Origin of the sequence: Zobellia sp. OII3 (assembly GCF_002211465.1) — a bacterium.
GTDB classification, from domain to species: domain Bacteria; phylum Bacteroidota; class Bacteroidia; order Flavobacteriales; family Flavobacteriaceae; genus Zobellia; species Zobellia galactanivorans.
The window spans coordinates 1-24,515 of sequence record NZ_MWRZ01000016.1 but is presented as its reverse complement, the minus strand read 5'-3'; the positions used below and the strand labels follow the sequence as shown (position 1 = coordinate 24,515).

The window sequence follows — 24,515 nt, the reverse complement described above, 5'->3', positions numbered from 1 at the left end:
TATGAAACTGAATCGACTCATCTGCTTGCTGGCCTATCTTCTACCTTTGATTACCATGGCCCAAGAAAAGAAGCCCAACATCGTCTGGATTTTTTCCGATGACCATTCCTATCAAACCATTGGTGCCTACGGTGGTAGGCTACAAAGTCTGAACCCAACGCCCAACATCGATAAATTGGCAGCGGAAGGTATGCGCTTTGACAAAGCCTATGTTGAAAACTCAATTTGCGCCCCCAGTAGGGCCACGTTGTTAACGGGAAAAATGAGCCACCTCCACAAAAAAAAGGACAATACCAAAAAGACCGTATTTGACCACGACCAACAACAGTTTCAAAAAATTCTTCGGCAGAACGGCTACCAAACAGCCATGATCGGCAAGATCCACCTTCCCGGAAAAATGCAGGGTTTTGATTATTGGGAGGTACTTCCTGGACAAGGCAAATATTACAACCCTGATTTTATTACCGAGGAAGGTGACACAAACTACAAAGGCGAATACGTTACCGATGTTATTACCGACCGTGCCCTGAATTGGTTAGAAAACGAACGCGATCAAGACAAGCCCTTTATGATGATGGTACACCACAAAGCACCACACCGTAACTGGGATCCGGCAGAACGCTACATGAGCAAATACGAAGATGTAGAAATACCCGAGCCCGATAACTTTTTTGACGACTATGCCACCCGCACTACGGCGGCCCATAAACAAGAGATGGACATTGCTACCAGCATGAATACCCATATTGACCTAAAGGCAGAAGGTGACCGCTATGCCAATGACCCGAGATATAAGGAACGCTACGCTAAATTCGCCGCAGCCAAGCTTAAGGGAGAAGCCTTGGTGAAATGGAAATATCAGACCTATATGAAAGACTATTTACGTTGTATCTGGTCCGTAGATGAAAGTGTGGGCCAGATAATGCAATCGCTTAAAGAACAAGGTCTAGACGAGAACACCATCGTTATCTACTCCTCTGACCAAGGCTTTTACATGGGCGAACACGGATGGTTCGACAAGCGCTTTATGTACGAGGAATCGTTTCGTACGCCCCTGATCGTAAAATGGCCGGGAACGGTAAAACCAGGAAGCGTAAACACCGACTTGGTACAGAACATTGATTTTGCAGAAACCTTTCTTGACTTGGCCGACGCCCCCATTCCAGATGATATGCAAGGAAAGAGTGTCGTACCCCTATTAAAGGGCAAAGCCCCTAAAAAATGGCGTAAATCTATCTACTACCACTATTATGAATACCCCGGGGCCCATGCGGTCCGCCGCCATGAAGGTGTGGCCAACCAGCGTTACAAACTGATTCGTTTTTATGGGGAAGATGTGCCCAATGGGGAAGAATGGGAATTTTACGACTTAGAGAAAGACCCTTCGGAAATGAACAATATATATGGCGTATCTACAGTGGCGAAGCAAATTTCAAAAATGAAAAAAGAGCTCGCCAAATTGAAGCTTCAATATGCCATAGCCGAGTAAATAAAATTGCAGTTACAAACAAAATAGACGATGAAAAAAATACTACTGGCCGCCTTGTTATGCGCTTCAGCCTATGGTTCTGCGCAAGAATCAACACCTGACCCAAAAAAATTCGAACCCTACGTTAACCAATTGGGGTATAATATGGGCGAATCTAAACGCTTTGTCTGCTATGGCGCCGAAGACGACACTCCTTTTCAGATTATAAATACCCGTACGTCAAAAACGGTATTTGAAGGTAAAATCCTGAATAATGAAGGATGGTTTTCAGGGTTTAACCCCACAGGCTCAAACGATGAATATATCATCAAGGTTGAGGGCCATGGAAATTCGGTTCCATTTTCCGTAGCCGACCACCTTTTGGAAACCGCATCTTCAAAATTGGCCTATGACTTTTTTGTCGATGCCAGGGGGTTTGCCGATTTGGAAACCTATGATATGGCTTCGGTCTATGGGGGCGGCCCCACTCGTGACGTCGGGGCATACGGACTCGAAGCCGTCTTCGAAGTCTTACAATATGCCAGCAACCCGGCCCTCTTCGACAATTGGAAAACCGAACTGGGCGACAAAAAAGTGGCCGATCTTATCGACCTTATTCTTTGGCACGCCGAATTCGCCTATAAATACATTGACTATAATGGCCCCGTAAAAACCCGTCACGGCACCTTGGGCTATCAAGGACAGCCGAGAATGACATACGATTATTGGAATACCTTAGACCAACTGGCTGCCGTTTGTGCCGCCTATCATTCCTTCTTAAAACCATACTTGCCCGAAGAAACCTATCAAAAATATCGAAAAGCCTGTTTAGACCATTGGGAAGCTTATGACCGTCATAAGGTTGTTCGATTTTGGACGTACAGTACAAAATGGGTCGATAAAGGCTTTCAGGAATTTAATGAAATGGGCAATGCCTACGGGCAATCGGTCTTTCGTAACCTCTTCATGTACGAATGCGAAAGACATGAAAAAGACGGTAATCCCGAAAAGTTTTTGAAATGGGCGCAATCAGGCGCTTCCGATATCATTAGCAATTGGGACTTTAATAACCCCCGTCATATGTGGTGGATAAGAAATGCCGAACATATAACGCCACAGGCCCTGTCGTTCTTTTTATTGTTGGCACCCGACAAGGCCCCTGAAGGCACAAAAGAAAAGCTGGAAGCCTGGGCACTTCATATGAAACAAAAGAGCAATAACTTCTGGAAATACCGCAAACATAGCGAAACCGAATGGGCCCACCCCAAAACCAAGGAATTGGGCGGGGCTCCGGCCTTAGGAGGCTCCATGTTCGCCGTGGCACATTTACTGAACGACCCTGATCTTCGTGCCTTGGGCTGGGCGCAAACCGATTTTGTTTTCGGAGTGAATCCCGTAGGAACCCATCTTAGCAACAAAAGTGAGGATCGCGTTAAAATCGGGGACTATTGGCCGGGAGTCGAAAAAGGATGGCCACAGTCGCATCCACATGGCTACGGCGAACTCGGTAAGGTCAGGGGCACCCTAGACGGCTCGCCCTTAGACGGACAATTTCCCATTGCCGAAAAGCTCGAAGCTATTGAAGGGAAAAACGAAGGTCGCGTTTTCGGAAAAAATGCCTACGCGACGGAAGGTTGGGGTATCTCCAATCGAGGGTGGCAGGCCACAGTAACCTTCTCTACCCTAGGAAGCCATAGTCTCAAAGTTTTTGATGCGAAACACAAAGAGGAAATATCAAGTGTAAAACCAGGCCAAAACATTACCATTCAATTGAAGGCGGCCCTAAACCTTGACCGAAATGCTATTGACCAAGGATGGGTGTTGTTAAAGCATGGGGAAGAAACTAAAAAAATCAATTTGAAGGAAAGCGGAGCCAATACCGGAACCTTTGTTGGTAGCTTCAAAATACCGAAAAATTCGTCGGTAAGCTTTTTAGTTTTATCTTACGGCTATCTAGGCCTTGACAAATCGGTCAGGCTAGACGTAAAAAACTAAACCAACACCTCTTTTAACATGAAACATTTTTTAGATTATTCAGTTTTTTTTATCCTCGTAATAGCAGTGGTATCCTGCAAGAATAAATCTGAAAAAATGACCATGGGAGAGGTGAAACAAGAAGTTCTTGAGCCAAGTATAAAATTGTTGGTCGGCACGCATGCCGAAGGGGATGATGCGGGCATATACCAACTGGATTTCAACACCTTAACAGGTGAACTATCCAACCCAAAGCATGTGGCCAAGGAAGGAAGGGCCGGTTACCTCTACCTGTCAAAGGACGACAAAAGGGTATACTCTTCCAACGGGACAAAGCCTGGGAGCGTTTCAGCCTTTGTATGGAACGAAGACGGAAGCCAGTTGGAAAAAATCTCCAATTTACCGAGTGAAGGTGATGGGGCCTGCTATATTGAATTGAGTCCAGGTGAAGACCTTCTAGCTGCCGCCAACTACGGCTCGGGAAGCATTGTTATGTATGCCGTTGACGAAAACGGGGAAATAACCGGAAAGCCCGTAGCCCGACAACACAAAGGCAACGGCCCACATCCCAATCAAAAATCGGCCCATGCGCATTGTGTAAAATTCAGCAAATCGGGCGATTTTCTCTATGCGGTAGACCTTGGTACGGACCAAATTTTGGCCTATCCGGTCTCCAATGACGGTTCACTGGAAAAAGCACATGTGGCCTTACAGTTAGAACCCGGTGACGGACCGCGCCATTTGATATTTCACCCAACGGAAAATAGGGCCTTTATCATCAATGAGCTCTTCAGTTCGGTAATTTCGGTGGAAATGGATACCAAGACCGGTACTTTTACGGCCATTGACAAAAAGAGCACACTTCCCTTAGGATATGACGGTCCGAATGCCTGTGCCGATATCCATTTGAGCGATGACGGAAAGTTTTTATATGCCAGTAACCGCGGGCATAACAGTATTGCTATTTTTTCGGTATCGGACGATGGGCATATGACCTCTTTGGGCACCGAGCCCGTTCAAGGGGATTGGCCTCGTAATTTTACTTTGTCGCCTGACAATAATTTTCTGCTCGTCGCCAATAGAAAAACCGACGACATTGCCGTATTTAAACGGGACAAAGCCTCGGGATTACTGTCATTTACCGGTAAAAAAATAGGCCTACCTCAACCGGTATGCCTTAAATTCAGATAGTTATTCTCCCCTCTTGGCTGATAAATGTAAAAAAATTGCCATGGATTTACGTGTCGCCAAAAGGAGAGAGCAAACTACTTCGAAGCAAGCCCGCGAGGCATCAAAAGGAATACACCTTGATTTCGAGGCAAGTCTCGGGGCATTTAATCTCGATTATCGAGTAAAACTAACTATCCGTGCTTTCTAAATTATATCTAAATTGATATACTTATGTTCTTGATCTACTTCTTCTATGACCATTCGCTGCTCTCCGGCAGGAAAGTCCCATACTAAAGTATCACCTTGGGCATAACCGATCACGGCCGCACCCATGGGGGTCAAAATTGAAATTTTATTACTGTTCACATCGCTCTCGGTGGGCACTACCAGTTTGAACTTTTTGCGCCATCCCGTTTCAGATACAATGCTAACGGTCGAATTAAAACGAATAACATCTTCCGGCATCTCGGCTTCGTCCCGAATTTGGGCAGACTCTAATTCGCCTACTAACTTCTCGACCGATTTGCGAAGCGTCTTGTCTTTATAATAGCCCGTCAGGTTCATGAACCTTTTCAACAGCACATACTCTTTCTTCTCTATTACTAAGCCACCATACTTCATGATTCTATTATTTATGGAAAAATACCTCGTTGAACATAAGCTTCTTCTAAGCGTTCTATGGCTATGATGAAAGCCGCAGTACGCATATCTATCTTCCGGTTTTCGGAAGTTTCTACTACCTTGACAAAAGACTCCCTAAGCTTTTTCTCTAGCTTTTGAAGAACTTCGTCCAATTGCCAAATCTCACCGTTACGGTTTTGAAGCCATTCAAAATAACTTCCGATAACCCCTCCTGAATTACAAAGGATATCCGGTAAAATAGCCACTCCTTTTTTCAATAGGATCTCTTCAGCGGCAACATCGGTCGGGCCATTGGCTCCCTCGGCAATCAAATAAGCTTTGACCGAAGATGCATTGGCCTCCGTAATCTGGTTGCCCAGTGCGGCAGGGATACAGATATCACAATCCAATCCGAAGAACGCGGCATTATCTAGGGTTTCAGCCTTTGCAAAGCCCATGATACTGCCCTTATTGGCCTTAGTGTACGCCAAGAGGTCTTCTACAGGAATACCCTCTTCGTTTACAATACTGCCATAGGCATCTTGAACGGCGATCATTGAAGCGCCTTCCTTTTCTAGAAAATGCGCTGCCCAATACCCTACATTACCGAAGCCTTGAACAATAAACCGTTTGTCTTTCAGGTCTATGTTCTTGTGCTCCGCCCAAAATTTGATATTTAGGAACACGCCGTAGCCCGTAGCCCGGTCACGCCCTTGCGAACCTCCTGCCCCAATTGGCTTACCGGTAACCACATGCATATTGGTAGACCGCTCTGCCGGCGATTTTGTCGACATGTACGTATCTAAGATCCACGCCATGGTCTGGGGATTGGTATTCACATCGGGAGCGGGTATATCGAGCTCTGGACCTATATTATCGCCCAAGGCATACGTAAACCTGCGCGTGATGCGCTGTAACTCGTCATTCGAGTATTTGGTAGGATCCAACTGAATTCCTCCCTTGGCACCGCCGTACGGCAAACCTGCCAATGAAGTTTTCCAGGTCATCCACATAGCCAAGGCACGCGCTGCATCGATATCTACCGTAGGGTGATAGCGAAGTCCCCCTTTATAAGGACCCAACGAATTGTTGTGCTGCACCCTGTACCCCGTAAAGATTTCAACCTCCCCATCATCCATACGTACCGGAAAATGAACGACGAGTTCGTTGTTGGTCACCTCTAATATCTTTCTGATATTTGGGTTAAGATCAATGATGTCGGCAGCATTATCGAACTGTCGCATCACGTTTGCGAGCATGCCTTGCTTTAAGGCTTTTTTTTGCTCGGGTGTTTTAACTATCATATTTGTATACTTAAAATAAGACCTCTTCGGCCTTGCGATTTCTCTTGTGACGTTGCGTTTTCGGTTTGAGATGACCGTTATCCGCTTTAGTTTGGTCGTGTACATGCATATATTCACTACACGAACGGATAAAATGTTTGTTGGATGTAACTACGCAACTATTTACATGTTGACACGTATTGCAAATACTTCTGGTATATAAGTTCATACGATGCTAGTTTTTTTAGATTAACAACTAATGAAACCTGCCCGATAACCTTACAGGGTAAGCCATAAGGCGCGGACAACCGGGCAGATTTTCATAACCAACTATCAAAACTAATTTGTAAGCAACTCGCCCGATGCCAATGCATCGTCGATATCTGCGGAGATGAGCGTATGGCTCCCGAAGAAACGACCGCCATCTTTGCGCTTTATTTTTATCTCGGTAGCGCCGTCTTTTCCTTCTTCAATAGACGTTACCACTACCTTGTTTCCTTTTAAAGACTTATAATTGGCCAAACCTCCCCTTTTTATAATGAAATTGGCCCTAGGTAATTCTATATGCTTGTATTTCTGACTAGTAGGCACTCCTATTTCAAGTACATCGCCCACCTTTACCTGCTCTCCTTTCTTATGGGTATCCCCCTGTGCATGCAACAGATTCGCCGAAAAGAAAAACACTACCAAATATTTAATCATCCTTTACTCCTTTTAAGATTAATAGTTCTACTTTTTAAACTGGTAGATTTTCTATTTCCATAGCCCCTTTCAACTCATCGTGATAGTGATCTACCTTTACAATTTTCAACGAAATACTATCTGCAGGGGAACCATATTTAAAAACATCGTCTTCGGAAAGCCCCAAAACGGAAGCCCCAATCTTACTGCACAGGGAAAATCTTTCGTTTTCAATGCATGCATCCTTGGGCCGGACCACCTGAAATGCTTTCTCCCATCCGAATATACTGCTCACCGTAACCATGGAATTCAACCGTACCACATCTTGTGGCATATCATCGGCCTCGACCACCAAGGCGGTCGCTAAATTCCCTTGAAAAACCTCGAGCACATCCTTATGGCTGTAATCCTCTATATACTTATTTCGTTCAAGGCATTTTTTAACCTCTTTAAAATCGTTCTTGACGAACACCAAACTACCGTACTTCATATGTATTTGTTTTTTAAGTGTCCGCTCAAATTTGTTGTGCCAAGACTTGAGCAAAAGCCATACCCATACGTAGGCCAAAGCCAAAAACAAATACAAATGATTGACAATCAACCACAAACAGTTAATTATTTTTAAAATGCAGATAAACGAACCGAGGAGAATTTACCCATTAGGAGAAAAACTCCCCATGTCTTTACTTGAGCTTTTCACGTAAGGTCTTACGGTCTATTTGAAGAATTTCGGCCGCCTTGGTCTTATTGCCCTGTGTATGTAGCAGTACACGCTGTATATATTCCTTTTCCATTTGTTTTAAGGAAGGAAAGGAGGTCTGTGGAAAATCGATTTTAAACTTTAGCGTATCAGGAAGCTCCTTGACCGTTATAGCCCCGTTAGACATGATAACGGCGCGCTGGATTACGTTTTCCAACTCCCTGATGTTCCCGGGCCAATCGTAGCGTTTCAATACCTCCAAGGCGTCTGGGGTCATCTTTAGCAAACGGTCTTTGTACTCTACCCCGTACTTTCTTAAAAACTTATCGACCAAAAGGGGGATATCGGACTTCCGCTCCCGTAATGGCGGTACTTCTATTTCCACCACCGTTAGACGGTAATATAGGTCTTCTCGAAATTTATGGTCCTTAATGTCTTGTTGTAAATCGGAATTTGTGGCCGCGATCACACGAATATCCACTGCTTCCGTTTTTCTAGAACCCACCTTGGTCAGCTCTTTCTCTTGAAGTACCCGCAACAATTTGGTCTGTACGCTCAAGGGTGCCGTTCCTATTTCATCTAGAAACAAGGTGCCGCCCTGTGCGGCCTGAAAGAAACCGTCCCTATTGTCATTAGCTCCCGTAAAGGCCCCTTTTACGTAACCAAAAAGTTCGGCCTCCAATAAATTTTCGGGTATGGCCCCGCAATTGACAGCCACAAAAGGAGAGCGGGAAAACTTGCCCGAATAATGAATGGCCCGGGCTACAAGTTCTTTTCCGGTACCACTTTCCCCCTTTACCAAAACCGTAGCCTTATTATCTTTGACCCTCTCGATTACATCGGTAATCTTCTGAAATGCCTCAGACTCACCGATCATTTCATTATTTATATTTACGAACTTCTGCGTACCGCCCTTATTGATCGTTTTCGTCCTACGGCTTTCACCGTGCTCGAATGCTTTTTCTACCGCCTGACGCAGCTCTTCCTTGGTAAACGGCTTGGTCAAATAATCGATGGCTCCCGACTTAATCACCTCTAAGGCCCCATCTACCGAAGGATAGCCCGTAATCACCAACTTTGGCAATTCAGGATAATGCTCATCTGCGAACTTCAACAATTGCAAGCCGTCTATCTCGGGCATTTGAATGTCGGTGATAAGAAGGTCTATGAACGTATCTTTCATCACATGTAGGGCTTCCTTGACCGAAACCGCCTTGTAGGTGTGATAGTTCATCGACTGAAGATGACGCTGTAATAACTCCAGGATATTGATGTCGTCATCGACCAATAAAATATTCTCTTTTTGAAGCATATCTACAATTTAGGAAAATCTAGAATGAAAATCGTTCCTTTGGGTTTGTTCGGCCTGTGTTCAATGGTACCTCTATGGCTACTGATAATACCGTGTACCACACTTAGGCCCAAACCAGAGCCCTCGCCCAGGGGCTTTGTGGTAAAGAAAGGTTCAAAGATCTTATCTTCTATCTGTGCCCCTATGCCCTCTCCCTGATCCGAAATACCGATTTGAATTGTCTTTTCTTTTTCCTCGACCGATACAACGACCTCTCCTTTAACGGGTGAGTAATAGATAGCGTTCATCACCAAGTTAAAGAGTACCTGGGTAAGCTGTACCTTATCGGCGCGTAGTTGAATGGACTTTGAACTGATCTTTTTGGTCAGGCGAATGTTCTTGGCCCGTAACGAGGGGGTCAACAATTTTAGGGTGCTTTCTACAATGGGGTTCAGCTCCACCATTTTCATCTCTTGCGGCATTTCGCAGGCAAAGAACATCAGTTTCTTGACTATCTCCCTACTGTAGATGGCATTTTCAACAATTTTATCAAGATCCCTCAAGGCCCCTTTATCTTTTACCCGCTCTTTGAGCAATTCGGTAAAGCCTAAAATATTTGCCAAGGGAGTATTGAGCTCATGTGCGATACCGGCCGTAATTTCGCCCAATATGTGCAACCTATCGGCACGTTCCATTTGGCGTTTGACCTTCGCCTCGCTATCCCTGATCTGTTTTCGTTCAAGTAGGCTTCCTATGGCTATGGCTACATTGTTAAGCAGGTCTTTTTCTTCCTCAAGAAAGTCCACATAAAAATACCGGTCCTCCGGATAACCGACTTCTATTACCCCACTCACCTTGTTGAACACCTTGATGTCGGCGTGCATAATAGTCATCTTGGAATGAAAACCTTCGGTCTGGACCGAGTAGTCTTCCAAATTCAGGTAGGCCTCTGCCACATTGTTGAACTGTAAAGCCTTTTTGAGCGAATGTACAATAGCCTCCAATGAGGTTTCAAGCTGGTCAAAATCTGAATTTACAATTATGGAAGTTACCTCGTAGAGACAGGTCAACTCCTTGATGCGTTCTTTTAACTTATGTTTGATCGTAGCCATACTTCAGAAATACTTCTAACTACAAAGATCACATTTATAGTAGACTTCGTCGAAGTATAAACAAAAAAAGTTGAGACCGTACAAAATGGGGGCGGTCTCAACCTAAAAAAATAACCAATGGGTCGGTACAGCCTATTTGTCAAACGTAAAATCGGGTAGTTGTATAAGCCCGCCTCCCTTTAGGGCCGACTCATGGGCCAAGATACCAGGCCAATAAAACCTTCATGGGTTCGTAAACGAAATACGGATCGGCCATACCTGTAAATTACTTATCGATAAAAAAATGACCGCTTTACAAGCCTGTTACCAAAATGGGTTTAGAACCTTGTCCAACTTTAAGCGACAGTTTAAGGCCGCTACCCACCATACCCCTACAACTTACAAAGAAGGCTATCAACTGAAATAAGTCAAAAACTCTCTCAAAAGCTTAAAATCAAAGGATTTATGGAATATTTACATGCCTTTAGGGCACTTTTGGACCATTTTCATCATTTACAGACAAAAAAACAAAAAGCCAAAGCCCTCATCAGTAAATTATAACTATCTTGAAGGTATATTCTTATAAACCCAACCAACTTGGAGAAATCGACCGAAAAAGCGGAATCAAAAATACCATACCATAAAATATTCATCGAACAGGCGCCCACTACTATTGTAATGCTCGATAAGAATATGCATTGTATTGCCGCATCACAGCGTTGGATAAAAGAATATAAACTACAAGGGGTAGAAATAGTGGGGCGTAGCTACTATGACTTATTCCCTAAAATAAGTGAAAGCTCAAAAGAAATCCACCAACAATGTCTTACCGAGGCGATAAACACGACCGATGAGGCCGGTTTTATGGATAAAAACGGGGTGGTAAAATGGCTCCATTGGGAGATTTTCCCCTGGTTCATTTCTGAAGGAGAGATCGGGGGGCTTTTTATCAATACCATAGACATTACCCCACACAAGGAAAATGAACTCAAAAAAGAACGGACGGAGGATATTTTCGCCCAAACAAAGGAAGTGGCCCGATTGGGCACTTGGGAAATCGATTTAACCGATAACAAAGTATACTGGAGTAAAATAACCCGTGAAATACATGAGGTTGCCGAAGACTACTCCCCTAACCTTGAGGAAGCCGTAAATTTCTTTGAAGAAAAGTACAGCCGGCCCAAAATCAAAAGCCTCATTCAAGATGTCATCGAAAATGGGAAGCCATTTGACCTTAACTTTGAACTTATTACCGCCAAGGGCAATCGCCGATGGGTCCGTGTCATCGGAAAACCCGAAATCGTAGATGGCAATTTAAAAAATGTGGTCGGTCTTGTTCAAGATATCAGTGATGTTACATTTTCAAAATTGGAACTGAATAAGGCCCATGCCCAGTTGAGATCTATTTTCAATTCGAACCACAACGTAATTTTCTCTACGAGCGAATCGGGCTTTATCGACCATTTTAACAAAGGGGCCGAAAAGCTTTTAGGCTATTCGGCCGAAGAAATGATCGGAAAAAAAACACCTGCCGATTTCCTGCCTTTAGAAGAAGTAAAAAAGTTCAAGTATGATGTAGCCACCCTGATCGGCAAATCGCCCGTAAATTTTAACCACCATTCCGATATCACCTATGAAGACCTCAGTGATACAAGGGAATGGAACTATATCCGAAAAGATGGTACAAGTGTACCCGTTCAGGCCACGGTATCCAACCTAAGAAACGAAGAAGGAATAAATATCGGTTTTACCGTAGTGGCTACGGACATATCAAGATTAAAGGAAATAGAACGCAGACTGGTCATTAAAAACGAGCGTTTGAATTATGCCGAACAACTTACAAAAATAAGTCATTGGCGTTATCGCCCGTATACCAATGAGACCTTTCACTCAAAAAACCTTTTGCGAATACTTGAAATCGATAATAGCACTACTATGCTTACATTCGAAGATTTTCTGAGCTATATACACCCCGATGACCGTGAGGTGATAATTATGCATAATAAAGAAAGTCTAAAAAGCAAAGTATTTCAAAGCTATACACATCGTATCATTTCGGCTAAGGGCAATATAAAGATCATAAATAATATTGGCGAGGTAATTCTCGATAAGAAAGGTGAAGTTGTAGAACTGATCGGTACGGCCCAAGATGTCACCGAACTCAAAATGGCCGAAAAGAAATTTAAGGGACTTTTAGAATCGGCGCCAGATGCCATGGTCATCATTAACAGCTCTGGTTATATCCAACTCACCAACAAGCAAACCGAACACCTATTTCAGTTTACCTCAGAAGAATTGTTGAACCAGCCCGTTTCCAAAATCATACCCCAAGAGGTCTTACCTATCAGCAAGAAAAATATAAGTTCATTCTTCAACGGTTCAAAAGTGAAGCAATTGGGTATAACCGAACCGCTTTTCGGCATTCGAAAAACAGGTCAAAAAATACCGGTTCAAATAAATATGGCCCCATTACAAACCGAGGAAGGCACCTTGGTTTCATTGGCCGTTCGTGATATTACCAAACAAAAGGCAGCACAAAGAAAAATTCTTAAAGCAAAGGAAAACCTTGAAATACTCGCCAAAACATTAACGGACAAAAACCAACAACTGGCCGACTTCACCCATATCACCTCACATAACCTTCGTGCCCCGGTAAGCAATCTGAACTCATTACTAGACATTTACAAAACTACCGATAGCAAAACCCTTCGTGAAAGTTTATTCGACAAATTCGAAACGGTAATAAATCACCTTACCTCAACACTAAATACTCTAGTTGAAACGTTAAAAATCAAAAGTGAACATAATGAAGACGATATTGCCGAAATTAAGTTTAAACAGGTGCTTCACCGAACCGAAGAAATTTTAGCCGGTGAAATATTAAAATCGGGAGCCCGAATTACCGCTGATTTTTCGGAATGTCAGACCATACGTTACCATACCATATATATAAAAAGCATATTCTTGAATTTAATAAGCAATGCCATAAAATACAGAAGCGAAGAACGTATACTTGAATTAGAGATAAAATCAATGATGGTAGATGGTAAAATAATGCTGCAGTTCAAAGACAACGGCCTGGGTATTGACCTCGAAAAGCACGGCAATAAACTGTTCGGACTGAACAAAGTATTCCATAGGCATCCTGAAGCCAAAGGTGTGGGACTATTCTTGACCAAATCGCAGGTAGAGGCTATGGGGGGAACTATTACCGCTAGCAGTCAAGTCAACGTCGGAACTACGTTCACAATAAATTTTAATTGAGCATAACACATGAGTAAAACCCCGAAAATCTGTATCATCGATGACGATTATATCTATCGATATACTGTTGTAAAAAAAATGGAAAATATGCGTTTAGACGCAAGTACCATGGACTTTGAGGATGGAGAAGAGGCCCTCAATTATATAACCGACCACCTTGATAGCGACACCGAATTACCCGATGTTATTTTTCTCGACATCGATATGCCGGTTATGGACGGATTTCAGTTTTTAAAGGAATTCGATAAGATCAGGTATCAACTCAAAAAGAAAATAAGCATCTATATGATTTCTTCTTCTTTGGATCCCATTGATATCGACAGGGCAAAAAGGGCAAATGAAATTTGCGACTATTTTGTAAAACCCATAAAAACCGAACAGCTCGAACTCGTATTTACCCAGCTGAAAGCCAGCTAGTCTTAAGCCTATTAAGCTATTAGTCTATTCGGGACTGTATTCAGACAATATCGTTTTATAAAACTTATAATAAAGTTAACCAGAAAGTCACCAAGCCTTTCTGGTTAGCTTTCTTTGTTTATAGGAGTACCCTTTTCAATTCAACCTGTAAGCACGAAGAAATACTTCCCTTCAAAAAAGCCCACCTTGCGGTTGAGGCTTCCTTCGCCCTTCATAAACTGAATTTTTAACACTATTACCGCCATTAAACCTAAAAAATGGTAAAATAGTGTTACCGCTAGTTAAATTTCGCAAATACTCCCCTCTTTTTTTATGCTTCTTTTGTAAAATTCAATTGCATATTATCAAATTCATATTTCGACCTAACGCATTAAAATATTGAACCCTAAGTGAAAAAACACAAGATGTAACCGACCAAAAAAGGAGAATGCACCAACATTCCCCTTTAGAATTTCATGCCAAGCATGATGTAAAGTATTACCCCATTGATCCTGGGGCATGTTTAACTCTAACTAATTCAAATTTATGAAAATCAAATGGTTTACTGATGCGGGCTGCCCAAGCAACTCCATCAAGAGATTAATCGTTCTTAAGTTCGTAATGATCTTAACAGTAACGATTCCAATCCAATCACACGCGATTTCCGGTAGTACGGAGCCGTCATTGGAAAATGACCACACCACCAATCCAATCCAACGAACCGTAACCGGTACCGTTTCGGATGCCATGGGCCCATTGGCTGGTGTAACCATTCTTGTTAAAGGTAGCAGTAATGGAACTTCAACCGATTTTGATGGAAATTACAGTATTGAAGTTGACGACGATCAGACGGTGCTGGTATTTTCATATATCGGTTATTCTACAAAAGAGGTACAAGTAGGCAATCAGTCTGAAATCAATGTCACCCTGCAAGAAGACGCCGCCAAGCTCGATGAGGTAGTGGTTTTGGGGTATACCACCCGAAAAAAAGGCGAGCTTACGGGCTCTGTAAGTACCGTTAGCTCCGAACAAATAGCAAAGGCCGGTAATAAAGATTTGGCCAAGTCACTGGCCGGTACCGTACCAGGGCTCATAATAGCCGATAGAGGTGGTTTACCCGGCTCAACCAATGGTGACGACCTTACACTTCTTATACGAGGTAAATCTACATTGGGAAACAATTCACCATTAATTCTAATTGATGGTATAACCGCAAGTACTTTTTCTCATTTAGCCCCACAGGATATAGAATCCTTAACGGTATTAAAAGATGGTGCCGCCGCCATTTATGGTGCTAGAGCTGCCAACGGTGTTATTTTAATTACTACCAAAAGAGGTAAATCCGGAAAACCTAAAATTACGTTGAGTTCTTCTTATAACGTATCAAAATTTTCGGTTTCACCAAACCTGATGTCCTCTGAGCAGTACGCCATTTATAACAATGAAATTGCAGAACGAAACGGAACACCGCTTCCGTATACATCGGAGCAAATCCAAAAATACGCTTCAGGCTCAGACCCTATCAATTTCCCTAATACAGATTGGGCCGCACTTACTTTTGCCAAGTCTTCACCTGAATCCCGTAATTCGGTTTCCATTTCTGGAGGTAGCGACAACGTAAAGTATTTTGTAAGTGGCGATTTTATCAGTCAAACCGGTATGTACAAGTCCGGTGACCTTAATTTCAAGCAAAAACAGGTTCGTTCAAATATTGATATCAACCTTACGGACAACTTTAAGATAGGAGTAGACCTTTCCGGTAGATTTGGCGATAGAAACCAACCTGGTGTAGGAGTTAGCGAAATTTATAGTCGTATCAATACCAACCAACCTACGGAAGTAGGTGTTTACCCTAACGGATTACCTGGTTGGGGAGGTGAAAATGGTGCCAACCCTTATGTAATGGCCACCAACCAATCCGGTTTTACAAAACAGACCGATAACGAATTGCGTGGTAGATTTTCTTATGACTGGAACCTAGATAACACCATACCCGGATTAAGTTTAAAAGGTTTTGCCGGTGTTAGAAGAATGAACAATGATATCAAAGATTGGTACACCCCTTGGACGGTTTATACCTATCAAGAAAGTAACAACGAATACGTTCCTACACAAGGTTTCGCCCAAGCCGAAGGTAGCCAAAGAACATTACGTGAGAGCTTTTGGAAGTTTGATGAATTGCTCTTGAATTCCACGCTTCACTACTCAAAGACTTTAGGTGACAATCATTCCATTAGCAGTTTTGTAGGTATTGAGCAAGCTACTTCTAATCAACGTTCCTTTTGGGCCGAGAGAAAAGGTTTTCCGACTTCGGAACACAGTGAACTTTTTGCCGGAAGCGACGAAGGCCAACAGTCTTATGGCGAGTCCCAAGAATGGGCCCGTCTGAACTACTTTGGCTCGTTTTCGTATGACTTCAAAAAGAAATATTTTATAGACCTCACCATACGTCACGACGGTTCAGGCAACTTCGGACCCGGAAAAAGGTTCGGCACCTTCCCTGGTGTAGCCGCCTCATGGGCCCTTCACCAAGAATCATTTCTAGAAAACGTAGATTGGCTCAGCGCTTTAAAAATTAGAGCCTCATGGGCAAAAATGGGTAACGACCAAATTGCCCCCTATCAATATTTGACCCGTTACAACTACGGCGGGCCTACCAACAGTGCACAACCGAACTATACTGTATTCGGCACCCCAGGGGTTAGCTACAATGGCTATACCAGTGCCAACGTACCCAATGAGGACATTACTTGGGAAACCGCATACATGAAAAACATTGGACTCAACTTCTCCTTATTCGATAACAAACTGTCGGGTGACGTCAATTACTTCTACCAAAACCGTGAAGATATTTTGGTGACCCGTGCCGCAGCCATACCAGATGCTGCCGGTATTACCTTACCTGCAGAAAACATCGGAAAAGTAGATAACTTTGGCTGGGAAGTAGAATTGGCATGGAACGATAAAATAGGGGAAAACTTCGGTTATAACCTTGGGGCCAATTTTACACAAGCAAAAAACGAGGTGGTATACATGGCTGAAGCAGCCGATGTTCCTGAGTGGAGAAAAAGGGAAGGCCATTCATTGGACTCCTACGTCACCTACCCTACTGCAGGAATATTTAGAGACCAAGCACAAGTTGATGCTACAGAGGTTAAAATAGATGGTACTACAGAAGGTGAACCGATCTATTTAGATACTGATGGAAATGGTGAAATAAATGCAAACGACCGTGTTCGTGCCTATTCTTCAAATGTTCCCGAAATACAGTTCGGCTTCTTTGGTGGGTTCAATTATAAAGATTTTGATTTCAGCTTCCTATTTCAAGGACAGGCTGAAGCCGAAATGTTGATTTTCTTTGAACGTCCCGGAGCGCGTCCCGATTTTCTTTTCGACCAAAGATGGACCCCTGAAAACCGCAACGCCCGATATCCTAGGGCCTATTCCACAGGAGATAAGTTCAGCGGAAACCAAAGTGGTAATTCCGCCAATTTTGAAGGAGCCGATTTATGGTTGCACGACGCCTCCTTTGTTAGGCTAAAACAACTGGAACTAGGCTATACTTTTCATAAAGACGACATAAAACTAGGCGACCTAAAACTTTTTGTACGCGGATACAATATGTTGACCTTGTTCTCTGATGTAGCCGACTTAGGATTAGATCCAGAAGCCAATGGATACTATGACTTTAGGGAAAGTACCTACCCATCGTTACAGACCTATACTTTAGGTCTTAACCTAAGTTTTTAACCTGTAATGAAGCATAGTCAAGTTTAACAAACTTGAAGTGTTAACGAACGATAACAACAAAATTTAAATAGAAATGAAATACATTAACATAAAGCAATTCTGGGTGTTAATAGCCATTTTCGCAACTGTAGGTTGTGAAGATGTATTAGACACCGAAGCTTCCGATGCTTTTACCGAAGATATTATCTATAGCGAGGTCGACCAGGTCGAAAGACTGGTATACCCCGTTTACAACAGCACCGAAAGCTGGGGTCTGAACAAGGCCCAATGGTGGTCAATAAGGTTCAATATTGAAGTAGGATCCTTTGAGGCCAAATTCAACTTTAACGACCTAGATCAACTTAGGTTAAGAGCCGGATGGTCTCCAAGCAATGTGGGTGTCCTTGCCGAAAAATGGGGTACTTATTGGGACTACGTTCGGTTGGCCAATGAATTTTTAGATAAGATCGACGACAGTGAGGCCATGAAGACCGACCCAGATAAAGTGGCTGTTCTTAAGGCCGAAATGAAATTTTTAAGAGCTAATATTTACAGTAAGCTTATTAAATTTTATGGAGGTGTTCCTATTTTAGAAAATGCCTTAGGTCTCGATGACGATTTTGCCTTAGTAAGAAACAGTTATCAAGAATGTGTTGATTTTATTGTCAAAGAACTTGATGAAGCTGCGGCCATCCTTCCCGAATCGCGTCCGGACAGTGAGTTCGGCCGTGCCACGAAATTATCGGCCTTGGCCGTTAAATCACGTACCCTACTGTATGCGGCAAGTAAACTGCACGATCCGGAAACGGAACCTAGTGGTCCATTATACGATTATCCCAAGGCCAGCAAATGGCAAGATGCGGCCGATGCGGCCAAGGAAATCATTGACTTAGTAGGTGCTCGTGATCTTATTGCCGTAGACGATGCCAAAGGATACCAAGATTTATTTTTATCCCCTAATCAAGATATCTTGTTCGCCCGTGCTTATAGCGCTATTTATTATGATTTTGGCACCGATGCCAATTCATTATGGAACCAAACCCAAGCCCCTAGCGGGTACGGCGGTTGGGCAATGTCTTCCCCTACCCATAATTTTGCGCTCTTGTTCAATATGGCCGACGGAAGCAGCACCGCGGATGGGGCATACGACCCCGCCAACCCAAACGAGAACCGTGAGATGCGCTTTTATGCCGACCTGTTCTATCAAGGTTCCGAATTTAGGGGACGACCTGTAGACTATGCCTTAGCGGATAACCCAAGTGAAGCTACCCCCCACGGATTGGATTCGCCCGAAGGCCTTGGAAACACCGGACATTCATCAAAAACAGGATATAACATCAGAAAGTTTCAAGACGAAAGCGTTGGCCTTACGGATGTATCCCCTAATCGCCCATACATATTATATCGCTTGGCCGAAATCTATTTGAACTATGCAGAAGCCCAATACCACTTAGGTCAAGAAGGAATTGCCCGTGAGTTCGTAAGCAAGGTTTCCACAAGGGGACTTCAACCGGCAATTACCGCCTCTGGGCCAGAACTACTTGAAGCCATTAAGCGGGAAAGACGAATAGAACTTGCTTTTGAAGGACACAATTTCTTTGACGAAAGACGATGGATGAACGAAGATCACCTTGGTTTTGATGTTAAGGGCCTAAAATGGAGGAAGGCCCCAGACGGCACCTTGACCAACGAAGAGTACACAGTTGTTGAGCGACCATGGTTCGAAAGACAATATTACCTTCCTATACCACAGTCAGAAATAGAAAAAGCGCCTTCAATGGTTCAAAACACGGGATATTAACATGCCGAGTTTCAAAGATACATATTGAGTTGTTTGTTGAGTTAGTTTGTCGCCAGGGAGCTTTAGGGTTCCCTGGCTTTTTTTTGCCTAAAGCACAAGAATCCGAAAACCCCGAACATAAAAACAGGGAACCTCCTATTGTAGATTGGCTCCCCGTTTTCAAATACTACAATTCCCTAATACAATCTCGTCCCTATTTGGTTTCCTTTTGGTCGGATAAGGCCCCCACCTTTCTCAAATAGACATAAAACGCTCCAAAACGAACACCGTCTTCCCTAATAAAACTCGTTTTTAAACGTTTACGGCCTTTCACCAAATACGCCTTAAAGGTTACGTTAGTTGACTTCATGTCAACGGGACTATCCAGATGCAGTGCATCAATATCTAAACTCGCACTTTTTAGCGGATACGAAACACCTTGGGGCAAAACCTTATACCATTTTTCCGCCTGTCCGAACTGTGGTGGCGTAGCATTGAATGCCAGGTTCGATTCCTTGGGCCATCTACGCAACTCAATTTCATAATATCCGTCCTGTTGTACATCTATCATATAAAACCCATCGGCAAAGGCCGGTTTTTTGCCAGATTCGGGATCTCGGATATACGATTGGTTCCACGCTATGAGATCCGAGCTATGCAGGTCATGAACGGTAATCGTGGTTTCTTCAATTGAGGGCACACCAACTTTATAGGCCTCGTAACGCGAAAAATCACGCGACGTATAGTCCCACCACTTTTCATAGGCTTCACGCATCTCCCTTACCTTTTCAGGATGTTTTGAAGCGATGTCTTTTTCTTGTCCGGGATCTTTCCTAATATGATATAGTTCTTTGCCATCTATAAGTCTCCAATCGTCATCCATAACAGCACTCATCCTCCATTTTACAGGTTGCTGTAAACGATTGTTGTCTACTACGCAATAGCGGTGCGGAAGCTTCTCCACTTCCTTGTTCAACAAGGGCGCCAAGCTTTTTCCATCATAACCTAGATTTGGAACTTTTCCCAAATCACATAGGTCGATCAAGGTAGGAAGTACATCAAAATTCATGGTCAGTTGATCGATCGAGCGCCCCCCTGTTAGCTTGCCGTCTTTCCAACGCATAAAGAAAGGGACACGATGTCCGCCTTCGTATTGTGAACCCTTATGTCCGCGCATACCCGCGTTATAACCTTGAACTTTTCCTTTAACCACTTTATGTCCCGTCTGGGTACCGTTATCCGTCATAAAAATCAAAATGGTATTGTCTTTCAAACCTAAAGCCTCCAGTTTTTTATCTAGAAGGGCAATATTGTCGTCAATATTTGTGATCATACCATAATAGGCCTTTTGGTCATCGTTGATGGTTTTTTCGCCCTTGTACATATCGTAATACTTCTGGGGTACGTTCAATGGGCCGTGAGGGGCGTTCAATGAGATATAGAGGAAAAAAGGATGGTCCTTTTTTCTTTCCATAAAATCCATTGCCTCCGAGAAAAAGATATCGGTGCAATAGCCTTCAAACTTTTCGGGAACCCCGTTTCGCCAATACGTGTCATCAAAATAATTGTTCTGCCAATAATCGGGGGTTTGGCCTACACCTCCTCCTCCGTGTACTACGGTTTCTTGAAACCCTCTATCTTCGGGGCGGTACGGATAGGCATCGCCCAAATGCCATTTTCCGTACATTCCGGTAGCATATCCGTTTTCCTCAAAGACCTGGGGCATCAATACAAACTTTTCACGAAGCAAACTGGCGCCGCCAATGGTATGCCATACTCCCGCACGGTTACCGTCCACTCCCGTTAACAAACCCGACCGGCTAGGCGCGCAGGTCGTTCCACTATGAAAATTCGTGAAACGGACGCCCTCATCGTGTAGCTTGTCCATTGTTGGCGTTTTGATAACCTTGTTGCCATGGGCCGCAATATCCCCATAGCCTTGATCATCGGTCAAAATTATGATCACATTTGGCTTTTTATCTGTTTGTGCCATTGCCATCGTACCCAAAAGGCTAGAACCTAAGGCCCATGCGTACAATACTTTACTTAGTATTCCCATTTATTATTTTTTATGAATGTTCTTATTTTTCTTCTTTTTGGCCTCTTGCTCAAGCAACTTTGTATAGGTATGATATTGTAGTGCTCGTGCCTATAAAACGATTCCTTTCCTTTCTACTCCAAAATAATTGGGACTCCAACCAAAAAACAAACGTCGGTACACAGGTAGAAAACCACTTATTAAGTATTAAAGAAGGCAACTAGCTCATTGAGACGAAAAAATGATATCCCCTAAACTATTTTTTTGAGGTTTTTAAAAATTCCAATCGACGGACGACCTCCGATTTCTTTTTCCTGAAATCAGGGGAAATCTTACGCTCGTCAATCGGGAAATTATATCCGTAGTCATGTGACCCCAAAAGCACAATGGAATTTAAGATCAATAGGGCTTCGGTCTCGTATTGGGCCGAATAAAGTGCCTCTAGCATAATAGGAACGGGATCACCGGTCTTGGTCATTCCCAGAAATTCCGCAGCCCTTACCCTATTGACCGCTTGCCCGTCATTTTTCGCTATTTCTTTAATGTCAGGGGCAAGGGCCTTTACGCCGTCACCGAAACTACTACAGACGATCAATGCCCAATACCGTTGCCATGGATCCGAAGATTGCAGCAAGTCTTTTAATTGTGCTTGTACAGCTGCAGCTTCTTCCAACATTAGGTTGGCCGTTGCTATATAATCTTGAATTTCCTTCTGATGTGTCCTTCCAAATTCTACGGGCGCATCAAAGGCATTTTCTATCAAGTAAAATTCAGGATAAAACGACAGGTCGGGCATACCTTCGACCCAGTCGTTCAGTAGACCGCGCATTTCTTGAACCTTGGCTTCGAATTTAGGGTCACCGGCCAAATTGACGGTTTCATAGGGATCGCTTTCTACATCGTAGAGCATTTCTGGGGCCCGCGATTTGAAAAAGGCGGACTGTTGCTCGTTTAACCTTCCTTCTTCGTACATTTTTTCCCATTCGCCATAAGCTGCTTGTTTGTAACGATACTCATTCATCAATCCGTCAAAATTAAAGGGCTGGTAGTTTCTTATGTATTTGTATTTGCCCATACGCACGGAGCGCACCATATCGTACTTTTCATCGAACCGATCGGCATATCCGTAGGTGACATTTTCTTGATCTAGTTCTTTTGCGTCTACCCCATTTCCCAAAATCGGCTTGCCGTCTATTTGTTCGGGTATTTGAACGCCGGCCAAGTTCAGTACCGTTGGTGCCAAATCGATAAAGCTTACGAAGCGATCGGTTTTACTTCCTATTTTTAAGTCGACCCAATCTTTATAGTTTTCAGGAATACGAACTACCATAGGCACGTGTAGTCCGGTTTCATAGAGGTAGCCTTTACTGCCCGGCAATACCCCGCCATGGTCTCCGTAGTAGAAAATGAAGGTATTTTCCAAAAGGCCATCTGCTTCAAGAGCCTTGACCACTTCTCCCAATTGGCCGTCCATTTCCTTGATTTTATCGCGATAACGGGCGTTCGTATAATGGAAAAGCTCAGTATCGGGATGATTCGGTTGCACCTTATATTTTTCCCCTTGGGCGATGGTCGGCACATTTTCCATATCGCTTTCAGGAAAGTGTACCCGCGATTCATGGGTAGTTCCTATATTATGTACATAAAAAAAGGGCTGGTTCCCCTTGCGTTTTTTCCATGTGGCCTTCCCAGACGATTCGTCCCAAGCATCATCACTTTTTACAAGGTTGTAATCTTCCTTGCTGTTATTGGCCGTGTAATAGCCTGCATCACGGAGATAGGCCGGAAACATTCGTAAACTATCGGGCATGGGCACCAATTTCGAACGCCTATGAAACTGTGCCCCGATTCTAGGCGCGTAGCAACCCGATATAATCGTAGACCGTGCCACACTGCAAACGGGAGCATTCGAAAACGCACGATCGAATTGTATGCCATGTTCTGACAGGGCTTCGATATTAGGCGTCTCTATTCCGTTTTCATCAAACAACTTCAAATAGTGTTTTGAATTATCCTCCGAAACGATCCAGACAATATTCGGTGGTTTTTGGTCGACTTTTTCCTCTTCCTTACAGCACAGATTAAGTAGTAAGGCAAGTACAGGAAAAACAAGGTGTAACTTCATAGTTTTTATATTTGGAATAAAAATCGAATTTAAAAATGACGCGCTTTAGGTCCTTCCCCAAAAATGTCATTAATCTTTCAAATTCCATAAAACTATCACTCTTAATTGTAGAACAAATGTCTTTTGTATAGAAATCGTAGCGTTGTTTTGGCCTAAACAGCCGATAGCTTCCTCTCTCCTTTTAATTCATTGGTTCGTCCCAACGCATCGTTTTTGACCCTAGGGATCGAAACATATGTTTAAAACCATAACACTTTTGATTTTTTAAGGATAAAAGCAGGCGAAATATATGGGTTCGATTAAATTATTCGTCACGATGGGAATTGAGAAACTATATGCAACGTGAAGTTATGCTGTCGCCAAGTGAAATAATGGTTACATCACCCGACCAAGAATTTTTAAACCGTGTTATTGAACTGCTCGAAATGAACATAATGGACGCCGAGTTCAATGCAGAATCGCTCACTAGCGCACTTTCTATGAGCCGAAGTGCCGTTTACAATAAGTTCAAGGAATATACCGGACTATCGACCGGGGAATTTATTAGAAGATTCAGGCTTAAAAGGGCGAAACAGTTATTGGAGACCACTGACCTGACCGTTAAGGAAATCCTATACATGTCAGGATTCAATACGGCCTCGTATTTTACCAAATGTTTTAAAAAGGTATACAGGGAACTTCCAAAGGAATATCAGGCCTCACGGCGCCAAGAAGACAAAGCTACGAAGGAAGCCTTGCTTTGACCTAGAGCCTTTATCATGTAGTATACAAAGACGGCAGTCTGTCTCAAAACCACCTTTGATTTTGAATAAATTTAAGCAATTTGTGGTACAATGGATATCGGCCTGAAAGAAGGTTGGATTTTCATAAATAGGGATATAGGGTCCAAGAGCGCATATTTCGG

At 43.3% G+C, this 24,515-nt stretch carries 16 protein-coding genes and 1 pseudogene; 9 read left to right on the top strand and 8 right to left on the bottom strand.

All coding sequences use genetic code 11. The annotated features are described in order from the left end of the window. Position 1: 1 nt before the first annotated feature. From B4Q04_RS21360 to B4Q04_RS21350, 3 genes are read left to right on the top strand one after another with little or no spacing between them, the layout of a single operon-like run. A complete protein-coding gene (locus B4Q04_RS21360) occupies positions 2-1,489 on the top strand; it encodes a sulfatase (protein ID WP_088698039.1) in 1,488 nt (495 codons plus the stop codon). A 30-nt stretch (positions 1,490-1,519) separates the two neighbouring features. Next, on the top strand, positions 1,520-3,463 hold the full coding sequence (locus tag B4Q04_RS21355; protein WP_088698038.1) for a cellulase N-terminal Ig-like domain-containing protein: 1,944 nt from the start codon (positions 1,520-1,522) through the stop codon (positions 3,461-3,463). 18 nt (positions 3,464-3,481) lie between these two features. Next, on the top strand, positions 3,482-4,633 hold the full coding sequence (locus B4Q04_RS21350) for a lactonase family protein (RefSeq protein WP_013994921.1): 1,152 nt from the start codon (positions 3,482-3,484) through the stop codon (positions 4,631-4,633). Between the two features lie 183 nt (positions 4,634-4,816). On the opposite strand, the gene B4Q04_RS21345 is transcribed toward B4Q04_RS21350, so the two are convergent. The 6 genes from B4Q04_RS21345 to B4Q04_RS21320 form a co-directional block, all read right to left on the bottom strand. Beyond that, positions 4,817-5,233 carry a GreA/GreB family elongation factor gene (locus B4Q04_RS21345; RefSeq protein WP_013994920.1) on the bottom strand — a complete coding sequence of 139 codons (417 nt, stop codon included), beginning with the start codon at positions 5,231-5,233 and terminating at the stop codon, positions 4,817-4,819. A gap of 11 nt (positions 5,234-5,244) precedes the next feature. After that, positions 5,245-6,537, bottom strand: a complete 1,293-nt coding sequence (locus tag B4Q04_RS21340) for a Glu/Leu/Phe/Val family dehydrogenase (protein WP_013994919.1) — start codon at positions 6,535-6,537, stop codon at positions 5,245-5,247. Between the two features lie 318 nt (positions 6,538-6,855). Beyond that, positions 6,856-7,218, bottom strand: coding sequence for a hypothetical protein (locus B4Q04_RS21335; protein ID WP_088698037.1), 363 nt, complete (start codon positions 7,216-7,218; stop codon positions 6,856-6,858). A gap of 34 nt (positions 7,219-7,252) precedes the next feature. Further along, on the bottom strand, positions 7,253-7,687 hold the full coding sequence (locus B4Q04_RS21330; RefSeq protein ID WP_123772411.1) for a GreA/GreB family elongation factor: 435 nt from the start codon (positions 7,685-7,687) through the stop codon (positions 7,253-7,255). A 193-nt stretch (positions 7,688-7,880) separates the two neighbouring features. Next, complete coding sequence (locus B4Q04_RS21325) at positions 7,881-9,209, bottom strand: sigma-54-dependent transcriptional regulator (RefSeq protein WP_088698036.1); 1,329 nt, start codon at positions 9,207-9,209, stop codon at positions 7,881-7,883. A 2-nt stretch (positions 9,210-9,211) separates the two neighbouring features. Then, a complete protein-coding gene (locus B4Q04_RS21320) occupies positions 9,212-10,300 on the bottom strand; it encodes a sensor histidine kinase (protein WP_013994915.1) in 1,089 nt (362 codons plus the stop codon). A 235-nt stretch (positions 10,301-10,535) separates the two neighbouring features. Here B4Q04_RS21320 and B4Q04_RS21315 point away from each other — a divergent pair. From B4Q04_RS21315 to B4Q04_RS21295, 5 genes and pseudogenes are all read left to right on the top strand, one after another. After that, positions 10,536-10,706, top strand: a pseudogene (locus tag B4Q04_RS21315) (helix-turn-helix domain-containing protein); the annotation flags it as partial. Between the two features lie 170 nt (positions 10,707-10,876). After that, on the top strand, positions 10,877-13,543 hold the full coding sequence (locus B4Q04_RS21310; protein ID WP_088698035.1) for a PAS domain S-box protein: 2,667 nt from the start codon (positions 10,877-10,879) through the stop codon (positions 13,541-13,543). Positions 13,544-13,552: 9 nt separating this feature from the next. After that, positions 13,553-13,960 (top strand): two-component system response regulator, encoded by a 408-nt coding sequence (locus B4Q04_RS21305; protein ID WP_013994911.1) that lies wholly within the window; start codon positions 13,553-13,555, stop codon positions 13,958-13,960. A 525-nt stretch (positions 13,961-14,485) separates the two neighbouring features. Next, positions 14,486-17,689 carry a SusC/RagA family TonB-linked outer membrane protein gene (locus B4Q04_RS21300; RefSeq protein ID WP_236631073.1) on the top strand — a complete coding sequence of 1,068 codons (3,204 nt, stop codon included), beginning with the start codon at positions 14,486-14,488 and terminating at the stop codon, positions 17,687-17,689. A 73-nt stretch (positions 17,690-17,762) separates the two neighbouring features. Continuing rightward, positions 17,763-19,469 carry a RagB/SusD family nutrient uptake outer membrane protein gene (locus B4Q04_RS21295; RefSeq protein WP_088698034.1) on the top strand — a complete coding sequence of 569 codons (1,707 nt, stop codon included), beginning with the start codon at positions 17,763-17,765 and terminating at the stop codon, positions 19,467-19,469. Positions 19,470-19,662: 193 nt separating this feature from the next. Here B4Q04_RS21295 and B4Q04_RS21290 read toward each other — a convergent pair whose 3' ends face one another. Beyond that, positions 19,663-21,507 carry an arylsulfatase gene (locus tag B4Q04_RS21290; RefSeq protein WP_088698033.1) on the bottom strand — a complete coding sequence of 615 codons (1,845 nt, stop codon included), beginning with the start codon at positions 21,505-21,507 and terminating at the stop codon, positions 19,663-19,665. 235 nt (positions 21,508-21,742) lie between these two features. After that, positions 21,743-23,611, bottom strand: a complete 1,869-nt coding sequence (locus B4Q04_RS21285; RefSeq protein ID WP_088698032.1) for a sulfatase-like hydrolase/transferase — start codon at positions 23,609-23,611, stop codon at positions 21,743-21,745. A 335-nt stretch (positions 23,612-23,946) separates the two neighbouring features. Here B4Q04_RS21285 and B4Q04_RS21280 point away from each other — a divergent pair, with 335 nt between their 5' ends. Continuing rightward, positions 23,947-24,354: a helix-turn-helix domain-containing protein gene (locus B4Q04_RS21280; protein ID WP_088698031.1), complete on the top strand. Its 408-nt coding sequence runs from the start codon at positions 23,947-23,949 to the stop codon at positions 24,352-24,354. Positions 24,355-24,515: the final 161 nt, after the last annotated feature.

Bases quoted from the DNA above. Each gene is read 5' to 3' on its own strand.
- B4Q04_RS21335 (WP_088698037.1), bottom strand. From the start codon at position 7,218: ATGATTAAATATTTGGTAGTGTTTTTCTTTTCGGCGAATCTGTTGCAT.
- B4Q04_RS21340 (WP_013994919.1), bottom strand. From the start codon at position 6,537: ATGATAGTTAAAACACCCGAGCAAAAAAAAGCCTTAAAGCAAGGCATG.
- B4Q04_RS21305 (WP_013994911.1), top strand. From the start codon at position 13,553: ATGAGTAAAACCCCGAAAATCTGTATCATCGATGACGATTATATCTAT.
- B4Q04_RS21280 (WP_088698031.1), top strand. From the start codon at position 23,947: ATGCAACGTGAAGTTATGCTGTCGCCAAGTGAAATAATGGTTACATCA.
- B4Q04_RS21290 (WP_088698033.1), bottom strand. From the start codon at position 21,507: ATGGGAATACTAAGTAAAGTATTGTACGCATGGGCCTTAGGTTCTAGC.
- B4Q04_RS21325 (WP_088698036.1), bottom strand. From the start codon at position 9,209: ATGCTTCAAAAAGAGAATATTTTATTGGTCGATGACGACATCAATATC.
- B4Q04_RS21320 (WP_013994915.1), bottom strand. From the start codon at position 10,300: ATGGCTACGATCAAACATAAGTTAAAAGAACGCATCAAGGAGTTGACC.
- B4Q04_RS21330 (WP_123772411.1), bottom strand. From the start codon at position 7,687: ATGAAGTACGGTAGTTTGGTGTTCGTCAAGAACGATTTTAAAGAGGTT.
- B4Q04_RS21300 (WP_236631073.1), top strand. From the start codon at position 14,486: ATGAAAATCAAATGGTTTACTGATGCGGGCTGCCCAAGCAACTCCATC.
- B4Q04_RS21345 (WP_013994920.1), bottom strand. From the start codon at position 5,233: ATGAAGTATGGTGGCTTAGTAATAGAGAAGAAAGAGTATGTGCTGTTG.
- B4Q04_RS21350 (WP_013994921.1), top strand. From the start codon at position 3,482: ATGAAACATTTTTTAGATTATTCAGTTTTTTTTATCCTCGTAATAGCA.
- B4Q04_RS21295 (WP_088698034.1), top strand. From the start codon at position 17,763: ATGAAATACATTAACATAAAGCAATTCTGGGTGTTAATAGCCATTTTC.
- B4Q04_RS21360 (WP_088698039.1), top strand. From the start codon at position 2: ATGAAACTGAATCGACTCATCTGCTTGCTGGCCTATCTTCTACCTTTG.
- B4Q04_RS21355 (WP_088698038.1), top strand. From the start codon at position 1,520: ATGAAAAAAATACTACTGGCCGCCTTGTTATGCGCTTCAGCCTATGGT.
- B4Q04_RS21285 (WP_088698032.1), bottom strand. From the start codon at position 23,611: ATGAAGTTACACCTTGTTTTTCCTGTACTTGCCTTACTACTTAATCTG.